Raw genomic sequence first — 17,595 nt, forward strand, 5'->3', positions numbered from 1 at the left:
CGCTCGACCTCCTTGCACAACGCCCCGGTAGCGAGCCCGCTCGCCTGCTGCGGTGCCCTGCATCCCTTTCCAGGAGCTAGCAATGCATACAACAACAAGTACAGCTCATTCTCCCGCCGCGCATGCCCCCGCTTCGATCCCGAGCGGGCGTTTGCGCACCTCCATGGGCATGACCGCACTGATCCTGTTCGGCCTGGCCTACATGGTGCCGCTGGCCGTGTTCACCACCTACGGGCTGGTTACCCAGATGACCAAGGGGCACCTGCCCACCGCCTACCTGCTGACCCTCGCCGCCATGCTGCTGACCGCCTACAGCTATGGGCGCATGGTCCAGGCCCACCCCTATTCCGGGTCGGTGTATACCTACGCGCGCAAGGCGTTCGGCAGCCACATCGGCTTCATTACCGGCTGGACGCTGCTGCTCGACTACATCTTCCTGCCGTTGCTCAGCTACCTGCTGATCGGCATCTACATGGCGGAGTATTTTCCGGCCATCCCCGCCTGGCTATGGGTGCTGGGCTCAATTGCCCTGGTGACCTGCCTCAACCTGGTTGGCATTGAATCGATCACCCGGGTCAACTGGCTTCTGGTGATGCTGCAACTGGTGTTCATCGTCGTGTTCGTTGCCCTGTCGATACGCAACATTGCCGGCCAGGCCGAACCGGCTTCGCTGCTGGCGCCCTTCCATCACGACGGCTTCAGCGTGCCACTGATCATGACCGGCGCTGCCGTGCTGTGCCTGTCGTTCCTCGGCTTCGATGCGGTATCGACCATGGCCGAGGAAACCAGCAACCCGACCTATCGCATTCCGATGGCCATTCTGGCGGTGTCGCTGATCGGTGGCCTGCTGTTCCTGCTGGTGTCGTACTGCGCGCAGATGGTGTTCCCCGACTGGGGCAGCTTCGCCGACCCCGATTCGGCCTCGGTGGACGTGATGCGGCGGGTGGGCGGTGAGTTGCTGGTGACCGCCTTTACCGCCACCTACGTGGCCGGTTGCTTCGCCTCGGCCATGGTGTCCCAGGCCAGCGTGTCGCGGGTACTGTTCGCCATGGGCCGCGACGGTGCACTGCCCCGGGCGTTCGGCCGACTGGTGACGAAAAAGCGCGTGCCGGCCGTGGCCATCGTGGTGGTCAGCCTGCTGTCGCTGGTCGCCCTGGTGATCACCCTCGACACCGTGGCCAACATGATCAGCTTTGGCGCGTTGTTCGCGTTCTCGGCGGTGAACCTGGCAGTCGTCAAGCACTACCTGGTCGACCACCGTTTGCGTGGGGCCCGCAACTACCTGCTGTATGGCGTGGTACCTGGCCTGGGCTTTCTCAGCACGCTGTGGCTGTGGGGCAGCCTGACCAGCCTGTCGTTCAGCATCGGCCTGTGCTGGATGGGCCTGGGCCTGGTGATGCTGCTCGGGCTTACGCGGGCGTTCCGGGTGAAGCTACCGGAGTTGCAGATGGCCGAATGACGGGCGCGCCTGAACGATCCGGGCGGGCGCTGGTTCACCCGGACCGTGGCGGGTTCGAACATGGCGGGTGTATACAATCCTTGTGGACTCTGTTTACATATCGCAGCGCCTACGACAGCGACAATCGTCGCTGGGTATTGCGCAGGCACATGCTATGCCCAAGACGCTATTGGTAAAAAACGCCGCCCTGCTGGTCACCATGGACGGCGAACGCCGCGAGATCAGCAACGGCGGATTGTTCATCGAAGACAACCTGATCCGTCAGGTCGGCCCCAGCGACACCCTCCCCCAGCACGCCGACGTGGTGCTGGACATGGCCGGCAAAGTGGTCATCCCTGGCCTGGTCAACACCCACCACCACATGTACCAGAGCCTCACCCGCGTGGTGCCGGCGGCCCAGGACGGCGAACTGTTCAACTGGCTGACCAACCTGTACCCGATCTGGGCGCGCCTGACCCCCGAGATGATCGCGGTGTCGACCCAGACCGCCATGGCGGAACTGATCCTGTCCGGCTGCACCACCTCCAGCGACCACCTGTACATCTACCCCAACGGCTGCAAGCTCGACGACAGCATCCACGCCGCCGACGAGATCGGCATGCGCTTCCACGCCGCCCGCGGCAGCATGAGCGTGGGCCGCAGCCAGGGCGGCCTGCCGCCGGACACGGTGGTGGAGAAGGAAGCCGACATCCTCAAGGAGTCCCAGCGCCTGATCGAGGACTACCACGATGCCGCTCACGGCGCGATGCGCCGCATCGTGGTGGCGCCTTGCTCGCCGTTCTCGGTCAGCCGCGACCTGATGCGCGAAGCGGCGCTGCTGGCGCGCCAGTACGGCGTGTCGTTGCACACCCACCTGGCCGAGAATGTCAGCGACATTGCCTACAGCCGCGAGAAGTTCGGCATGACCCCCGCCGAATACGCCGAGGACCTCGGCTGGGTCGGTCACGATGTGTGGCATGCCCACTGCGTACAACTCGACCAGCACGGCATCGAGCTGTTCGCCCGCACCGGCACCGGTGTGGCCCACTGCCCGTGCTCGAACATGCGCCTGGCCTCGGGCATCGCCCCGGTGCGCAAGATGCGCGACCATGGCGTGCCGGTGGGCCTCGGGGTCGACGGTTCGGCCTCCAACGACGGCGCCAGCATGATCGGTGAAGTGCGCCAGGCCTTGCTGCTGCAACGGGTCGGCTTCGGCCCCGACGCGATGACCGCGCGCGAAGCGCTGGAAATTGCCACCCTCGGCGGCGCCAAGGTGCTGAACCGCAATGACATCGGCGCCCTCGCCCCGGGCATGGTCGCCGACTTCGTCGCCTTCGACCTGGGCCACGTGGCCTATGCCGGCGGCCAGCATGACCCGCTGGCGGCGCTGGTGTTCTGCACCCCGACCCAGGTGCATACCAGCGTGATCAACGGCCGGGTGGTGGTGCAGGACGGCCAACTGCTCACCGTCGACCTGCCACGGGTGCTCGAGCGTCACAATCTACTGGCGCAGCAGCTGGTCAGCGGCGGATAAAGCGGCAGGCCTCGTGTCGCGACAGGCTGCCAGCAACCCTGTCGCGACCCGGGCCGCGCACGCTGAATCGGTCAGAGGACCATCACCATCTCATGCCAGGCCATGCCACCGTGCGCCGACGGCGATGGCTGCACGTACTGGTAACCCATCTTCTGGTACAGCGGCACATGCTGCTGTTTGCACATCAGGTGGATGCTCTGCTTGCCCGCGGTCTTCATGCGCCTGACGAACTCGTCCATCAGGCACCTGGCGTAGCCTTTGCCCTGGTGCGCCGGGTCGACCACCACCGACATGATCACCACATTCGGCGCTAGCGGGTCATGCCCGACCAGTTCCTTGAAGGCTTCATCGGCCATCACCACCTGATGGGCGCAGCCGCTGTTGATGAAGCCGACGATCTCTCCCGCCTGCTCCAGCATCAGGAAGCCTTGCGGATACTGCGCGATACGGGTGCGGATCTTGTCCAGCGTGGCCGCCTCGTCCCCTTCGTACGCGCCGATCTCGATGGCGTAGCAACGCTCGGCGTCTGCGGCGGTGGGGGTGCGGAACTGCGGGGTGCTCATGACGGGTTTCCTTGACGATGATTGGCAAAGCGGCCGCCATGGTAAATGACTACCCAGCAGAGCGGCAGCTTTCTCAAACCTGTTACTTGGCGCTTGCTGTAGGCCAGGGATGACAAGCATCATGGCGCATTGCCCACATGCTATGGATACGCCGATGGCCTCAGTGCCGCTATCGCTCACCGAACCCAGCCGCTGCAAACGCTTGAAGGCTGCCAGCAGCCAGGCCCACGACGATGTCGATCAACGAGTAATGGCGGCCAGGCCTTTCGAGAGCCACGAACGCTACGGCCGCTTCCTGCAGGTGCAGCATCGCTTTCACGGCAGCCTGGTGGCGATGTACCGCGACGAACAGCTCAACCTGCTGCTGCCTGGGCTGGCGCCACTGTCGCGTTTCGCAGCGATCGAGCATGACCTGGGCGATCTAGGCCTGCCAGTGCCGGCGCTCCCTTCACAGGTCTGTGCCAGCCCGGCCCAGGCGTTGGGCTGGCTGTATTGCAGCGAGGGGTCGAACCTTGGGGCTGCGTTTCTGCTCAAGCATGCCCAGCGCCTGGGGCTGCACGCCGGCCTCGGCGCTCGTCACCTGGCGCCGCATCCGCAGGGCCGGGGGCTGCCCTGGCGGCAGTTCGTCGCCAGGCTGGACGGCTTGTCGCTGAATGCGCAGGAAGAAGCCGAGGTGGTCGCTGGCGCGATTGTGGCGTTCGACAGCTATCAGATGCACCTTCGCGCGGTGTTTGCCTGTATCAGCAACCGCTGATCAGGTTGTTTCAAATGTTGTACAAGTTGTTGCCATAGCGAACTTTTTTCCGTTTGCCGGTCTATGTGGGAGGCACAGAAAGGTAGCGGGACGCGAGACAGAATCGCCAACCACCTGCTGGCCAGATGGCTCAATTGTTCTCAGAGGTTGGCTTCGCTCATGAAAATACATGTCGCAAGGTTGATGCTGCTCGGCCTGTTCTCGTTGGCGGCGATGGGCACGGCATCGGCAACCCCCATGAAACCGTCCGTAGCGGCTGCCCCGGCGGTGCAGTCACCCCAGCAGCCTGCCGCTAACCCCTGGGCGAAGCTGGCCAGTGTGGCCGATGGGCAGCCCGCCACGCTGCTCGCCCATGGTGACGACCGCTGGCATGAGCACAGAAGCGACTGGCGCCGCGAACAGTGGCGTCGCGAGCAGGCCCGACGTGACTGGGAGCGCCGCCGCCACTGGGAATACCGCCGCGACTGGGAACGCCGGCGAGACTGGGAGCGCCGCCATGAGCGGGCCATGCACCAGCGCTACCATGACGATTATCGTCACTACCGCCGTTGAGGCGCGGCAACTGGCGCGGCCTTGACGGCTGCGCTGGTTGGTCAGGTGGCGGTATCCGCCGCCGCCTCGGCTTCCATCTTCAGGCGGTCCGCCTTGCAAATGTACTTTGGCTTGCGTGGTGCCAGCTTCGCACTGGCCTTCTTGGCATGCGCCTGCAACAGCTGCTTGATCTTCTTGCGACGGTTCATTCTCACTCGACCTGTCAGTGCGGATTGCCCGGGCACATCATACCTTGCCTGGGCCAGCGCCTGATTGACGTTATTTTCACACGCGGCAGATTAGCGTCACGGCTTTTCCGGCGCCGGGCAGATCCGCTGGCCGCCATGGTACGACGAGGCATCCGTGTCACACACTTCTTCCCCTTCTGCGCCGCAGCGCGTGGACTGGGCCGGCCTGGGCTGGCTCCTGCTGTTTTTCTGGTACTTCTCGGGCGTGACCCAGGCGCTGCTGCTGTTCAGTGGCACCACCGGTTTCGCCGGTTTCCGCGATGCCCTGTTCCTCAGCAGCCTGTGGCTGGCCCCGGTACTGCTGCTGCCACGCTTCACCCGTGCCACGGCCGCGGTCATCGGTGTGATCCTGTGGGCTGCATCGCTGGTGGGCTTGAGCTACTTCGCCATTTATCGTCAGGAGTTCTCGCAAAGCGTGATCTTCGTGATGTTCGAGTCCAATACCGCCGAGGCCGGTGAGTACTTCAGCCAGTACTTCAGCGTCGGCCTTGGCCTGGCACTGCTGCTGTACACGCTGGTCGCCGTGTGGCTGTGGAAGCGCGTGCGCCCGGTGCGCCTGCCGCTGCGCAGCCGCCTGCCAGTGGTTGCCCTGTTGCTGTTGGCCAACCTGGTGTATCCGTTCTACAAACAGCTGGTCACTCAGCAGCGCAGCTTTGCCGACGCGGCAGAAAAGGTCCAGCAGCGCATGGAACCGGCCGTGCCCTGGCAATTGCTGGTCGGCTACCGCCAGTACCGTCAGCAGTTGAACAACATGCAGCAACTGCTGGCGCGCAATGCTGCGCTGCCGCCCTTGCAGGACCTGCGTGACAGCAGCGGTGCCGCGCCACGCACACTGGTGCTGGTACTGGGCGAATCGACCACCCGCGAACACATGCACCTGTACGGCTACAACCGTGACACCACGCCCAACCTCGATGCCCTGGCGGCCAGCGACGACGGCCTGACGGTGTTCCGCAACGTGGTGTCGCCACGCCCCTACACCATCGAAGTGATGCAGCAGATCCTCACCTTCGGCGACGAGCAGAACCCGGACCGCTTCCTCACCGATCCGTCGCTGATCAACCTGATGAAGCAGGCCGGCTACAAGACCTTCTGGATTACCAACCAGCAGACCATGACCAAGCGCAACACCATGCTGACCACGTTCTCGCAGCAGACGGACGCGCCGGTCTACCTGAACAACCAGCGTAACCAGAATGCCAGCCAGTACGATGAGGTGGTGCTGGCGCCGTTCGACAAGGCCCTGCAGGACCCGGCACCGAACAAGTTCATCATCGTGCACCTGTTGGGCACGCACATGGACTATCGCTACCGCTACCCAGGCGACTACGCGCATTTCACCGACCGTCAGGGCGCGCCCGCCGTGCTGACGAGCGAGCAGGTGAAAACCTACAACTTCTACGACAACGCGGTGCGCTATAACGACTACGTGGTCTCGAGCCTGATCAAGCGTTATTCGGCCACTACCCCCAATGGCTTCCTGCTGTACCTGTCTGACCATGGCGAGGACGTGTACCGGTCCGGTAACCACGACCGCCTGGGGCGCAACGAAGGCGCGCCAACCCGGCCGATGTACACCATCCCGTTCCTGCTGTGGACCTCGCCAAGCTGGCGGGCCGAGCACCCGCGCGACTTGCAGGCGATGGTCGACCGCCCTTACAGCAGCTCGCACCTGATCCATACCCTGTCCGACCTCGCCGGGCTGAGCTACGACCGCTACGAACCGGGCAAAAGCCTGGTAAGCCCACAGTTCGTGGTGGCCCCGCGCTGGATTGGCGACCCGTACCGCAAGGATAGCCTGCGCGAGTTCGACCACCTGCCACTGGACAAGGCCGAGCCGCTGCAGGAGACCGTCAGCAACGGCCCAGCGCAGAACGACGCAGGCCTGAACTGACGTTTGCTGCGCAGGCTGATGCAGTTCCTGTTGGAGCGGATTCACCCGCGAAGCAGGCGCCGCGCAGAAGGCGAACTATTCTGAAAGTCGGGATCCCGCCCGCTGGAGGTGTAGCATGCGTAGATTGACGTGGGGTTACCTGTTGGTGCTGCTGTGCGCGGCACCGGCCGCCCTGGCGCAGTCGGTGGTGCCGCTCAAGGGCCAGGGCAGCCAGCAGATGCAGCTGGATATCAATGATTGCAACACCGTCGCGACCAATGCTGAGCACAGCGCCGCGACGGCCACCGCCCCGCATGTCGGTGGCCGTGTGCGCGGTGCCGCCGCCGGCGCGGTTGCCGGAGCGGCAGGTGCGCAGGTGCGTGGTAACCAGCACGACGCGTTGTACGACCGGGTCGGCGAGGATGCCAAGCAGGAGTACCGGCAGAATCGTGCCGGAGAAGTGGCCGCCGCCGGGGCGGCAGTCGGTGGCATGCGCCAGCGTCAGGAGCGGCGCCAGGACCGCCGCGGCCAGGACCAGGCAAAGGCCCAGGCCCGTGCCAGTGCCTACAGCGGCTGCTTGCAGGGGCGCGGCTATCAGGTCAACCCCTGAGCAGCAGGCACGCCATGCCAGGGCCGTGGGCGGCATGGCGTGCCCGTTTCAGAACTTCGCGAGCTCTTCGCGGCAGAACTCGACAAACAACTGGGCCGGCTTGGTCAGTTGCACCCGTTTCAACCATGCCGCGGCCAACCCGGATAACGCTACCGGCTCGGCAATATCCACCATCGCCAGGCGCTGGCCGTCATAGCTGTACGGCGAATGCGGGCGCGTCACCAGCAACGAAAAGCCGAAACCCTGGCCAACCATGCCACGCACCATCTCGATTGATGGCGAGCTGAAGATGATGTTGGGCGTCAGGCCCATTTCATTGAACAGGCTGACGAAGTAGGTGCGACTCGGTGCCACGTCCAGCAGGATCATCGGCTCAGGGCACAGGTCGCGCAGCGACACCTGGGCCTGGCCGGCGAAGCGGTGCTGCTCGGGCAGCAGCACGTAGGGCTTCTGCGGCGGCATCAGCGGCTCGGCCTCGATGGTGCCGTCCAGGTCATGGTCGTAGAGAAACGCCAGGTCGAAGGTGCCGGCGGTCAGGCCCTGGATCAGGTCTTGCTGTTCGCCGTCACGCAGCCGGATATCCACCCCGGGGTAGCGTTGGCGAAAGCCGGCGATCAGGCGTGGCAGGTACAGCGGGGCGACGGTTTCGAAACAGCCGATGTCGATCTGCCCAGCCACGGTGTCGTTATCGGCCAGGGCGTTCTGTTCGAACTCGTGGGCCATCTGCAACAGCGACTTGGTCTTGGCATAGAAGCGCTTGCCGCTGGGTGTCAGCGACACGCCCTGGGCGTGGTGGCGGATGAACAGCTGCACACCAAAGCTTTCCTCCAGGCTCTTGATCGCCGTGGAGATGGACGGCTGGGCGATGTACAGCTGGCGCGAAGCCTCGGCAACGCTGCCGGCCTCCACGGTGGTGACGAAGTATTTGAGTTGTCGCAGGGTATAGGCAGCCACGGGCACCTCGCTGGCGCCGCTCCGGGCGCTGGAATCATGCTTGCCACTTTACCCTCGGCAGCTGTCACGCGGGGGCCGGATGATGAAGGATTTAGCGATGGCTTGAACAGGTTTTTCGTAAGGGTGCCACTGGTCAAATACCCCCAACCGTCTTTACTGGTATTCATCGGCCCCAAGCATACGGTGTGTGTCTATGAAGATCGTGGTCACCAGCATTCTTGTCGACGACCAGGCCAAGGCCTTGGCTTTCTACCACTACGTACTCGGTTTCGAGCCCAAGCATGACATCCCCATGGGCCGGCATCGCTGGCTGACCCTCACCTCCCCCAACGACCCCAACGGCGTCGAACTGCTGCTGGAACCCGACGCGCATCCGGCTGCCAGGGCCTACAAGGCCGCGCTGAAGCAGGACGGTATCCCGGCCACCTCGTTCGGCGTGCGCGACATCCAGGCCGAATACACCCGGCTGTGCGCCGCAGGCGTGCTGTTCACCCAGCCACCCACCGCCCAGGGGCCGGTCACCGTGGCGGTGTTCGATGACACCTGCGGCAACCTGATCCAGATCGCCCAGAAGCACTAGCGGCTAGCCAGGCACTGGCGGCAGCCGCAAGGCCGTCGGCCTGGGTCGTGAGGGCAATGCTGTTGCCTTCGAGGTTCTGCAAGCGCATCGGCTGCCGGTGCTGGCCCGTTCGCAGGTGAACACGCGAATGGGCCAACACAAGCGCCCCTCTCTCATGCGTGATGAATTTCCCGGTCCTTGGTCTCCGGCAGGAAGAAGATGCCCAGCACCGCCGTCATCACCGCAATCACGATCGGGTACCACAAGCCGTAATAGATATCACCGGTCGCCGCCACCATGGCAAACGCCACGGTCGGCAGGAAGCCGCCGAACCAGCCGTTGCCGATATGATAAGGCAGTGACATCGAGGTATAGCGGATACGCGCCGGGAACAGCTCTACCAGCCAGGCGGCGATCGGCCCGTAGACCATGGTCACGTAGATCACCAGCAGCGTCAGCAGCAACAGCACCATCGGGTAATGGATCTTCGCCGGGTCGGCCTTCTCCGGGTAGCCTGCCTCTTTCAATGCGCCGCTGAGGGTGGCGGTGAAGGCCTCGCTCTGCGTCTTGAAGTCCGCCGCTGCCAGGCTGCTGCCGTCGAAGCTGGGCAGGACCCGTTCACCAATGCGGATCTGCGCCACGCTGCCTGGCTCGGCCGCTTCGTTGGTATAAGGGATGGCCCGTTTGGCCAGCAAGCTCTTGGCGATATCGCACGAACTGGTGAATTTGGCCTTGCCCACCGGGTCGAACTGGAACGCGCACTGGTCTGGGTCGGCTACCACCACCACCGGGTTCTGCTCCTGGGCGACGAACACGTCCGGGTTGCCGTACTGGGTCAGCGCCTTGAAGATCGGGAAGTAGGTCAGCGCCGCGATGATGCAGCCGGCCATGATGATCTTCTTGCGCCCAATGCGGTCGGACAGGCTGCCGAAAAAGATGAAGAACGGCGTGCCGATCAGCAGCGAGCCGGCAATCAGCAAGTTGGCGGTCTGTGGCTCGATCTTGAGCATCTGCAGCAGGAAGAACAGTGCGTAGAACTGCCCGGTATACCACACCACGGCCTGCCCGGCAGTGCCGCCCAGCAGTGCCATGATCACCACCTTGAGGTTGTCCCAGCGGGCGAACGACTCGGTCAGCGGGGCCTTGGACGCCTTGCCCTCGGCCTTCATCTTCAGGAACACCGGCGACTCGTTGAGCTGCAGGCGGATGTACACCGAAATCGCCAGCAGCAGGATCGACAGCAGGAACGGCACACGCCAGCCCCAGGCCTCGAACACCTCGGTACCCATGGCCGTGCGACAGGCCATGATCACCAGCAGCGACAGGAACAGCCCGAGAGTGGCAGTGGTCTGGATCCAGGCGGTGAAAAAGCCGCGACGCCCCTTTGGCGCATGCTCGGCTACATAAGTGGCCGCGCCGCCGTATTCGCCACCCAGGGCCAACCCCTGCAGCAGGCGCAGGGTGATCAGGATGATCGGTGCCGCCACGCCGATGGTGGCGTAGCTGGGTAGCAGGCCGACCACGGCCGTCGACAGGCCCATGATCACGATGGTGATGAGAAAGGTGTACTTGCGCCCGATCATGTCGCCCAGGCGGCCGAACACGATGGCGCCGAACGGCCGTACGGCAAAGCCGGCGGCGAAGGCCAGCAGAGCGAAGATGAACGAGGTGGTTTCATTGACCCCGGCGAAGAAATGCTTGGCGATGATCGCCGCCAGTGAGCCGTACAGGTAGAAGTCGTACCATTCGAACACTGTCCCCAGGGACGAGGCGAAGATGACCTTGCGCTCCTCCCGGGTGATACCGCGTTGGGGCCCACTACTGCCCGTGGTTGTGCTGTCGAGAACCGCCATGGGGTGCCTCCGTCTTGTCGTCATGCAGGCCGGGAGCACCTCAACCGCTGTTGTACCGTCGCACCCAGGCCCTGGGGGCTTGCTTTGGATATGCGAAGCACGACGAGGCGGGCCGCCTCGGATCGCAGCAAGGTATCTGAAGCATAATAGGCTTTGGCGGGATATCCACTATCGGCCGCCGCTACGACACTGGCCCTTTCAACTCGACCTGGTTGCCATCCGGGTCGTAGCAGTACAGCGACGGCCCTTCGCCTTCAGCGCCGTAGCGCCTTTCCGCAGGCGCCACTGGCACCCCTGCAGCCTGCAGGTACGCCCTCAGCGCCGCCTCGTCGAACGGCTCGATGCGCAGGCAGAAATGGTGCAGGTTGCGCCCCTCGGGCCCCGGTGCCGCACCGCCAGGCTGGCCCAGCGGGCCATCGAGGGTGACCAGGTCGATCATGGCCGTGCCGGTGGCCAGATGGACCATGCCCAGGTCTTCGCGCACGCGACTGATGGTGCAGCCGAGCAGCTCGGTATAGAACGCAATGCTACGCGGCAGGTCGCTGACCCGTAGAACGAGGTGGTCGATGTGCTTGATGGCGAACGGGCGCATGCCGGGGCTCCTTGTGGCAGTCGGCTTCCTGTAGTGGACGTCAGCACGATAGCCCAGCGGCGCACCTCCCGCTATTCGTTCACCAGGCGTTGCAGCACGCCGCCTTCATGGCGGGCCAGGATCCGCAGCAGCTGGTCGACCAACGCCCGGTCCGGCGAATCCAGGTGGAAGTGGTGCCCGCCTGGGTGCCACGACACCTTGGCGTGGCCAGGCAAGGCTGCCTGGCGCCGGGTAAAGGCTTCGCCGGTGAATGCCCCCTGACGGCCGAACAGCAGGTAAAGCGGGCAGCGGATCTGACTGAGCAGCTCGCAGGCTTCGCGCTCGGTCAGCGGCATGGGTTCGGGCAGCACCAGGCGCGGGTCGTGGCGCCAGCAATAACCATCGCCCAACTGCAGCAGGTCGCGCAGCGCCAGCAGCCGTGCCGCCGCTTCCGACAGTTCGGTGTCCAGGCGTTCGCGACGTTGCTCCAGCGCAGTGTCCAGGTCTTCGAAGCGGCACACGTCGGGCTCGGCGAAGCCCTGCAGCTGGCTACGCTGGACCATGCGCTTGAGCCGGTAGGACCGGGCCAGATGTTCGACGCGGTCATCCTCGGCCACCGTGAACGGTGCGCCCATGCCGTCGAGGAAGGTCATGCTGGCGATACCGCTGGTCATGGCCGCGAGCAGCGATGCCACACCGGTGCCCATGCCATGGGCCAGCACATGAAACTGCCCCAGGCCCAGGCTTTCGGCCACCGCCAGCATGTCCTCGGCGTGCTCCCACAGGTAATAGGCACTGTCGTGGCGGCGATGATCGGAGCGGCCGTGACCGACCAGGTCGGGGGCCACCACGAAGCAACCATCGAGCATCGGCGCCAGGCGCTCGAACGAGGCGGCATTGTCCAGCCAGCCATGCAGGGCCAGCACCGGTATACCGTCCTCCGGGCCCCAGCAGCGGACTGCTATTTCAATGCCGTTGTGGTCCAGCAAATGGTCCCTGGGTGTCGATGATGAGCGCATGGTTAGCTTCCTGTCTAAGGCCTGGCAAGACGGCGACGCCCTACCTTGGCCCGATGCCCTGCCCGCCATTGATACCTGCCCGACCCTGGCATAGGCGATACCGACACTCGTCGAGTAGTTATCTACCACTCTTTGGCGACCTGCCTGTCATGCAATGGCGCCTTCCCCCTTGAGGAGCAACCCATCATGACCTCCACGACGCCGTACCACCTGCGTCAGCTCCAGCGGACCTTGCCGCATTGGCCACGCCAGCTTGCCAACCATCACGTCAGCGCCCTGCTTGGCAGCCAACGCCTGGACTACCTACAGGGCAACGGCCAGCCCTTCGACTGGTATGCAACGGCAACCGATGAACAACGCCAGGCACTGCAAGGCGCTATCGAGCAACGTGACCGCAGCCGCAATGCCCTGTTCGAGTCGCTCAAACCGCTGAAGGGTATCAGCGAGTTTTGCAAGCCACTGCTACAGGCGCACCTGGGCATTGCCGAGCCGGTGGATGAGGCGGTCTATTTCTTCCAGCCATTCAAGCGCAGACCATCGGTGCATGGTGAGCCTGAAGCCGGGTTGGGCACCACCGCGGAGGCGGATCGCTTCGAATACGACCCCGATGGCTCGCCGCGCAAGGTCACATTACTGGAAGCTGCCCTGCACAATTTCACCGACAGCCATGAAGCCGGCCCATATAGCCTGCTGCAAGCCAGCCGGAGCAACCCGACGCGGCTCGTCGGCTGGACTGCGCCCAGCTTTATCGAAGCATGCCGCAGCCTGGACCTGGGCAAACAGTACCAGGCCCACCTGGCCTCGATCTATGACAGCCCAGCGCAGGCGACTCTCGCGCGGCAATCCATCCAGGCCAGCCGCGACGAGCTGCTGGTACAGGCATGGATCGCCGTGCTGCGCGGAAAACTCAGCCCGGCAGGCTTGAAAGCGCTGCAGCGGGTGTGTGGGGGCAAGGTTCCGCTACAGTTGAAATGCTGGCGGCTGAGCCTGTACCAGACGCCCTTGCACGAAGTCATGGTGATCGGGCAGGACGTTCCCGGCAAAGTGACGCCCCGTATCGTCTACATTCCGGGTGCGCATGACTTCCCGCTGGTGGAGTATCCGTCGGCCAGCGTCGCCGCACGGAGCCTGACGGCTCGCCTGCAGGACGAGCGGCGGCTGCAGCACGTTATCCGTTATGCCCCGCAATCCCAGCAACCAGCACTGGCCAAACGCTTGCGACAGGACCTGTTCGATAGCGTGGTCGCGCCAAACACCCCGGCCATCCTGCCCAAGCCTTCGCCGCGCGTGTTGTATCAGGCTACCGAACTGCCTGCCGACCTGTGGCCTTACTGGTATCGGACCCATGTCGCCAGGCTCAAGGCCGACGCCGCCACCTTGGCCGTACCCACCGCCAAGGTGGACGCAAACGCCAGGCTGGAGCTACTGGAGCATTGGCTGTCGATTGGGCTGGACCTGGCCAACGTGGCGGCCCTGTTCGTGCCTGGCCTCAATACTCTCATGCTGGCCGTAGGCGGCGCGCAGCTGATGAACAGCGTATTCCACGGTATCGAGGCCTGGGAGGCTGATAACAAGGCAGAAGCCGCCGCGCAACTGGAATCGGTGCTGCTCAACCTGGCAATGATTGGCGCAATCGGCGCGGGCGCCAACCTGCTCAAGCATTCGCGCTTCGTCGACTCGCTGGTGAGTATCGAACATGCTGGCGGCGAACGCCTGTGGCAACCCGGCATCGACCGCTATGCCAGTCGCGAAGTACTGCCCGATACGGTACTGGCCAACGAGCAAGGGCAGTACATTCATCAGCAACGACATTTCATCCGGCTCGATGGTGAGTTGTATGAACAGGCCATGGATCCTTCAGGACAGTGGCGCATCACTCACCCTGACAACCCCGAGGCGTTCCGCCCTGCCATCCGCCATGTGGGCGACGGCGCCTGGCGCGCCACGGCAGAGCACCCGCTGGACTGGCAGCAACGCCAGTTGCTCAGGCGCATCGGCCCGATAACGGACAACCTCAGCGATATCGACCTGGCGACAGCGCTACGCTGCACCGGCACCGATGAGCAGGTGTTGCGTCAGACGCATGTCAGCGAAGCACAAGCGCCGACGCTGCTGACCGATGCGCTCGAGCGCCTGGCCATCGATGAGGAAGCCACTGAGCTGATCACCCGGGTCCGCCATGGCCTCTCGGTGGCGTCCTACAAGCAATATGCACTATCTGGCTTGCTCGAACTGCCCGGCTGGCCGGCCGATCATGTAGTGAAGGTGTTCGACGGGCCAGAGCCATGGGGCCATGCCGTTATCTATGGCGACACCACGTTGCCCTCACCGGTGGTGATCGAGGTGACCCGTAACGACCTGGAACTCGGCAAGCTGAGCCAGGCCGTATTGGACCAATTGCCAGAACCGGCAGCAGACACACTGGTGCCCAACACCCACAGCGCATCACGCGCCCGGAAATTGGACGCTTTGCTGGCAGATCATCTGACGGCGCGCCGCGATGCACTGTTCGATGCGCTTCAGCGCAGCAGGCTGCAGCCCCTGGATAGTGGTGCCCAAGCGTTGCAACAACAGTTCGGCAGCCTTCCCAACCGGGTACTCAATGCAATCGTCGCGCAGGCGAGTACGCTAGAGAGAACACGCATGCTCGGCAACCGCGTCCCCCTGCGCATCGCTGAAGAAGCCCGGGTGCACCAGGCCCATCTGCGCCTGAACCGCGCTCTGCTCGGCCTCTATCGCCCGACCCTGGCCAATGCCGACAGCCAACGGCTGGCGGCGGCCTTGCTGGCCGAACAACCCGGGGCCAGCGCTGCCGAGCTCATGGAAATGGCGCTTGCCGATCGGCAGCGGGCCGCGCGACTGCTTGGCCAGCAGCCGATCCGGCCCGGCTATCGCTCACCTTTGCGTCTTGCCGACGGACGCCTTGGCTATCCCTTGAGCGGCCGTGGCAGCTGGCGCGACTGGATCAGGCTGGGGGGCACTTCCATTGAAGAACGCAGGCTGCAAGAGCTTTACCCCGCGCTTTCCACGCGGCAACGTCGTGCGCTGCTCGACCAGTTGCGCCAGCGCGGAGACATCGCGGAGCAATTGAGCCATATTCAGCGCGAACGGGCAGCGCTGGACCAGAGCCTGCGCTCCTGGCGCGATGAGGCCGAGGGCGAAGCCTGGCACAACCGCCGTGCATTCGGCCGCGCGCTGCGCCGCGCTGCCAGGCAGGATGACGGCAATGCCTTGATCTTGCGGCATATGACACTGGCCAGCCTGCCCGAGCTGCCGGCACGTTTCGACCACATCCAGACGCTGGAGATCCACAGCCTGGGCCTGCACACCCTACCTGCGGGATTCTTCGAGTCCTTCCCACGCTTGGAACGACTTCGTCTTGTTGGTAATCCCGACCTGCAATCCGACACGCTGTTCAACGCTTTACGCAATACACCCCAGCTACAGACCCTGGAAGTGGTCGATAGCCCATTGCTCCATCTGGACGTTACTGCCAGAAGCGCACTGACCCGGATGCGCCGCCTGCGTGCGCTGAGGTTCAGACACAGCCATTTGTCGCTCACCGACACCGACCTGCAAATGCTCGCAGCGCTGCCCCTGGAGGAACTGGACCTGAGCGGGAACCAGATCACGCTTACCCCGGCGCTGGCAGAACGCTTCGGCGAATTACGCCATCTGCGAGACTTGAACCTGTCCCTCAACCCGCTCAACATTCCGCCACGGCTGAGCACCTTGCTACGTTTGCGAAACCTGACTCTCAACAGCTGCGCCCTCGGCGCCTGGCCGGACGACCTGACTGCACTGATGAGCAGGCCCGACTACGCACTGCGCAACCTGGAATTCAGCAATAACGAAATCCAGCAACTGCCCGATGTCGAGCTGATATTGCAGACCCCTTATGCGAGCAATCTGCTGACCCGGCATAACCAGCGCTGGGAGTTCCATTTCAACAACCTGCAACCCGAGGCGGCTGGCCGGTTACGTGCAGCCGGTGTGGGTATTGTGGAAAATGACCACTTCCTGCCCGAAACCGAGGCACTGGACTGGCGGGCCAGCGGCAACCAGGCACAGCAGCAATTGTGGGACAGCCTGTTCGAAGGCGGCGCCAACCGCGACCTGCTCGAAGTGGTGGAGCGCGTCGGGCGCTCGGCGCAAGCGCAGAACAACCAGTACTCGCTGGCGCGGGAAGTGTGGCAACTGCTGGAAGCGGCCAGCCAGGACGAGGCACTGCGCGAACATCTGAACGAAGTAGCCGGAGACTTCCCTGCCACCTGCGGCGATGCCGGAGCCGATGGCTTCAGCACATTGCTGGTCGAGCAACTGGCCTATCGCGAAAGTAGCCAGGCAATGGTCAAAGGCCCCTATCTGTTCCAGTACTACCGACGCCTGTTCCGTCGCGAGCAGGTCAACCAACTGGCCGCACGCATCCACGCTACACGTCTGGCGCGGCAAAGCGCCTTGCTGGCCCGGGACCAGGAGATCGCGCAGAGCGGAGCGGCCCTGCCCCGGCTGCCCGACGCCGATCCGTTGGATGACATCACCCTCGACGAGCTACGCGAAGGCGGGCTCGACGATATCGAAATCCGACTGGCATTGCGCCAGTCGCTCGCGGAGCCACTCGACTTTCCTGAACCCAGCCAGGACATGCTCTATCGCGACAGTGCTCGCATCTCCGACCGCGTCGTCGACAACGTCGAAGCGGCGGTCGACGCCCTTGACCAGCAACCCGCCACACGTCAGGCCTGGATTGCCGCCCAACCAAGCTGGCGGCGTTTCCTCAGGCGGCGTTACGGCCAGCGCTTCGCAGCACTGGATGAACGCTGGTACCGGGGTATCGAGTACCTGGAATATTGCCTTGACCCGGAGAACGAGGCGGTAACAACCCTGGACGCGCCGGTACGCGAAGTGTTGAACGAAGTGCTGCCCGACGCTGTGCCAGACGCCACAGGCGCACTGCCCCGTCTCGAGCTCGACAGCCAGCGGTACAACGACGCGCTTTCGCGCCTGGGCGCCAGCCGCCAGGCAGAGGAAGACGCCCTGTACCTGCGGCTGACTGCCCAGCAAGACCCTAACCCGAGGAGCTGACCC

14 protein-coding genes are annotated in these 17,595 nt (G+C 64.1%); 8 read left to right on the plus strand and 6 right to left on the minus strand.

Features of this window, described 5'->3' with window-relative positions:
* Nucleotides 1–82: 82 nt before the first annotated feature.
* Both B4L76_RS13365 and B4L76_RS13370 read left to right on the plus strand, forming a co-directional pair.
* Nucleotides 83–1,459: an APC family permease gene (locus B4L76_RS13365; RefSeq protein WP_296233097.1), complete on the plus strand. Its 1,377-nt coding sequence runs from the start codon at nucleotides 83–85 to the stop codon at nucleotides 1,457–1,459.
* 154 nt (nucleotides 1,460–1,613) lie between these two features.
* Nucleotides 1,614–2,972, plus strand: coding sequence for an 8-oxoguanine deaminase (locus B4L76_RS13370; RefSeq protein ID WP_296233098.1), 1,359 nt, complete (start codon nucleotides 1,614–1,616; stop codon nucleotides 2,970–2,972).
* Between the two features lie 71 nt (nucleotides 2,973–3,043).
* Here the strand turns inward: B4L76_RS13370 and B4L76_RS13375 are convergent, their stop codons facing one another.
* Nucleotides 3,044–3,535, minus strand: a complete 492-nt coding sequence (locus B4L76_RS13375) for a GNAT family N-acetyltransferase (RefSeq protein ID WP_296233099.1) — start codon at nucleotides 3,533–3,535, stop codon at nucleotides 3,044–3,046.
* Between the two features lie 154 nt (nucleotides 3,536–3,689).
* Here B4L76_RS13375 and B4L76_RS13380 point away from each other — a divergent pair, with 154 nt between their 5' ends.
* Together B4L76_RS13380 and B4L76_RS13385 are read left to right on the plus strand one after the other, a co-directional pair.
* A complete protein-coding gene (locus B4L76_RS13380; RefSeq protein WP_296233100.1) occupies nucleotides 3,690–4,289 on the plus strand; it encodes a biliverdin-producing heme oxygenase in 600 nt (199 codons plus the stop codon).
* Between the two features lie 183 nt (nucleotides 4,290–4,472).
* Nucleotides 4,473–4,841 carry a hypothetical protein gene (locus B4L76_RS13385; protein WP_296233206.1) on the plus strand — a complete coding sequence of 123 codons (369 nt, stop codon included), beginning with the start codon at nucleotides 4,473–4,475 and terminating at the stop codon, nucleotides 4,839–4,841.
* Between the two features lie 41 nt (nucleotides 4,842–4,882).
* On the opposite strand, the gene B4L76_RS13390 is transcribed toward B4L76_RS13385, so the two are convergent.
* Nucleotides 4,883–5,029, minus strand: coding sequence for a DUF2986 domain-containing protein (locus tag B4L76_RS13390; RefSeq protein ID WP_296233101.1), 147 nt, complete (start codon nucleotides 5,027–5,029; stop codon nucleotides 4,883–4,885).
* Between the two features lie 154 nt (nucleotides 5,030–5,183).
* Here B4L76_RS13390 and B4L76_RS13395 point away from each other — a divergent pair, with 154 nt between their 5' ends.
* Nucleotides 5,184–6,962, plus strand: a complete 1,779-nt coding sequence (locus tag B4L76_RS13395; protein ID WP_296233102.1) for a phosphoethanolamine transferase CptA — start codon at nucleotides 5,184–5,186, stop codon at nucleotides 6,960–6,962.
* A 115-nt stretch (nucleotides 6,963–7,077) separates the two neighbouring features.
* Nucleotides 7,078–7,551, plus strand: coding sequence for a YMGG-like glycine zipper-containing protein (locus B4L76_RS13400; protein ID WP_296233104.1), 474 nt, complete (start codon nucleotides 7,078–7,080; stop codon nucleotides 7,549–7,551).
* Nucleotides 7,552–7,599: 48 nt separating this feature from the next.
* On the opposite strand, the gene B4L76_RS13405 is transcribed toward B4L76_RS13400, so the two are convergent.
* Nucleotides 7,600–8,505 (minus strand): LysR family transcriptional regulator, encoded by a 906-nt coding sequence (locus tag B4L76_RS13405; protein ID WP_296233105.1) that lies wholly within the window; start codon nucleotides 8,503–8,505, stop codon nucleotides 7,600–7,602.
* 193 nt (nucleotides 8,506–8,698) lie between these two features.
* Between B4L76_RS13405 and B4L76_RS13410 the strand changes: the two genes are divergently transcribed.
* Nucleotides 8,699–9,085: a VOC family protein gene (locus tag B4L76_RS13410; RefSeq protein WP_296233108.1), complete on the plus strand. Its 387-nt coding sequence runs from the start codon at nucleotides 8,699–8,701 to the stop codon at nucleotides 9,083–9,085.
* 152 nt (nucleotides 9,086–9,237) lie between these two features.
* On the opposite strand, the gene B4L76_RS13415 is transcribed toward B4L76_RS13410, so the two are convergent.
* From B4L76_RS13415 to B4L76_RS13425, 3 genes are all read right to left on the minus strand, one after another.
* On the minus strand, nucleotides 9,238–10,917 hold the full coding sequence (locus B4L76_RS13415; protein WP_296233110.1) for an MFS transporter: 1,680 nt from the start codon (nucleotides 10,915–10,917) through the stop codon (nucleotides 9,238–9,240).
* Nucleotides 10,918–11,098: 181 nt separating this feature from the next.
* Nucleotides 11,099–11,509: a VOC family protein gene (locus tag B4L76_RS13420; protein ID WP_296233112.1), complete on the minus strand. Its 411-nt coding sequence runs from the start codon at nucleotides 11,507–11,509 to the stop codon at nucleotides 11,099–11,101.
* Nucleotides 11,510–11,580: 71 nt separating this feature from the next.
* Nucleotides 11,581–12,507, minus strand: coding sequence for an alpha/beta fold hydrolase (locus B4L76_RS13425; RefSeq protein ID WP_296233115.1), 927 nt, complete (start codon nucleotides 12,505–12,507; stop codon nucleotides 11,581–11,583).
* A gap of 186 nt (nucleotides 12,508–12,693) precedes the next feature.
* Between B4L76_RS13425 and B4L76_RS13430 the strand changes: the two genes are divergently transcribed.
* The gene (locus tag B4L76_RS13430; RefSeq protein ID WP_296233117.1) at nucleotides 12,694–17,592 is read left to right on the plus strand and encodes an NEL-type E3 ubiquitin ligase domain-containing protein; all 4,899 of its coding nucleotides are present in this window, start codon (nucleotides 12,694–12,696) and stop codon (nucleotides 17,590–17,592) included.
* Nucleotides 17,593–17,595 lie beyond the last annotated feature (3 nt).

Origin of the sequence: Pseudomonas sp. UBA4617 (genome assembly GCF_002386445.1) — a bacterium.
Lineage (GTDB): Bacteria > Pseudomonadota > Gammaproteobacteria > Pseudomonadales > Pseudomonadaceae > Aquipseudomonas.

Coding starts and splice junctions, on each gene's coding strand:
- B4L76_RS13365 (WP_296233097.1), top strand. CDS start 83: ATGCATACAACAACAAGTACAGCTCATTCTCCCGCCGCGCATGCCCCC.
- B4L76_RS13370 (WP_296233098.1), top strand. CDS start 1,614: ATGCCCAAGACGCTATTGGTAAAAAACGCCGCCCTGCTGGTCACCATG.
- B4L76_RS13375 (WP_296233099.1), bottom strand. CDS start 3,535: ATGAGCACCCCGCAGTTCCGCACCCCCACCGCCGCAGACGCCGAGCGT.
- B4L76_RS13380 (WP_296233100.1), top strand. CDS start 3,690: ATGGCCTCAGTGCCGCTATCGCTCACCGAACCCAGCCGCTGCAAACGC.
- B4L76_RS13385 (WP_296233206.1), top strand. CDS start 4,473: ATGCTGCTCGGCCTGTTCTCGTTGGCGGCGATGGGCACGGCATCGGCA.
- B4L76_RS13390 (WP_296233101.1), bottom strand. CDS start 5,029: ATGAACCGTCGCAAGAAGATCAAGCAGCTGTTGCAGGCGCATGCCAAG.
- B4L76_RS13400 (WP_296233104.1), top strand. CDS start 7,078: ATGCGTAGATTGACGTGGGGTTACCTGTTGGTGCTGCTGTGCGCGGCA.
- B4L76_RS13410 (WP_296233108.1), top strand. CDS start 8,699: ATGAAGATCGTGGTCACCAGCATTCTTGTCGACGACCAGGCCAAGGCC.
- B4L76_RS13415 (WP_296233110.1), bottom strand. CDS start 10,917: ATGGCGGTTCTCGACAGCACAACCACGGGCAGTAGTGGGCCCCAACGC.
- B4L76_RS13420 (WP_296233112.1), bottom strand. CDS start 11,509: ATGCGCCCGTTCGCCATCAAGCACATCGACCACCTCGTTCTACGGGTC.
- B4L76_RS13425 (WP_296233115.1), bottom strand. CDS start 12,507: ATGCGCTCATCATCGACACCCAGGGACCATTTGCTGGACCACAACGGC.
- B4L76_RS13430 (WP_296233117.1), top strand. CDS start 12,694: ATGACCTCCACGACGCCGTACCACCTGCGTCAGCTCCAGCGGACCTTG.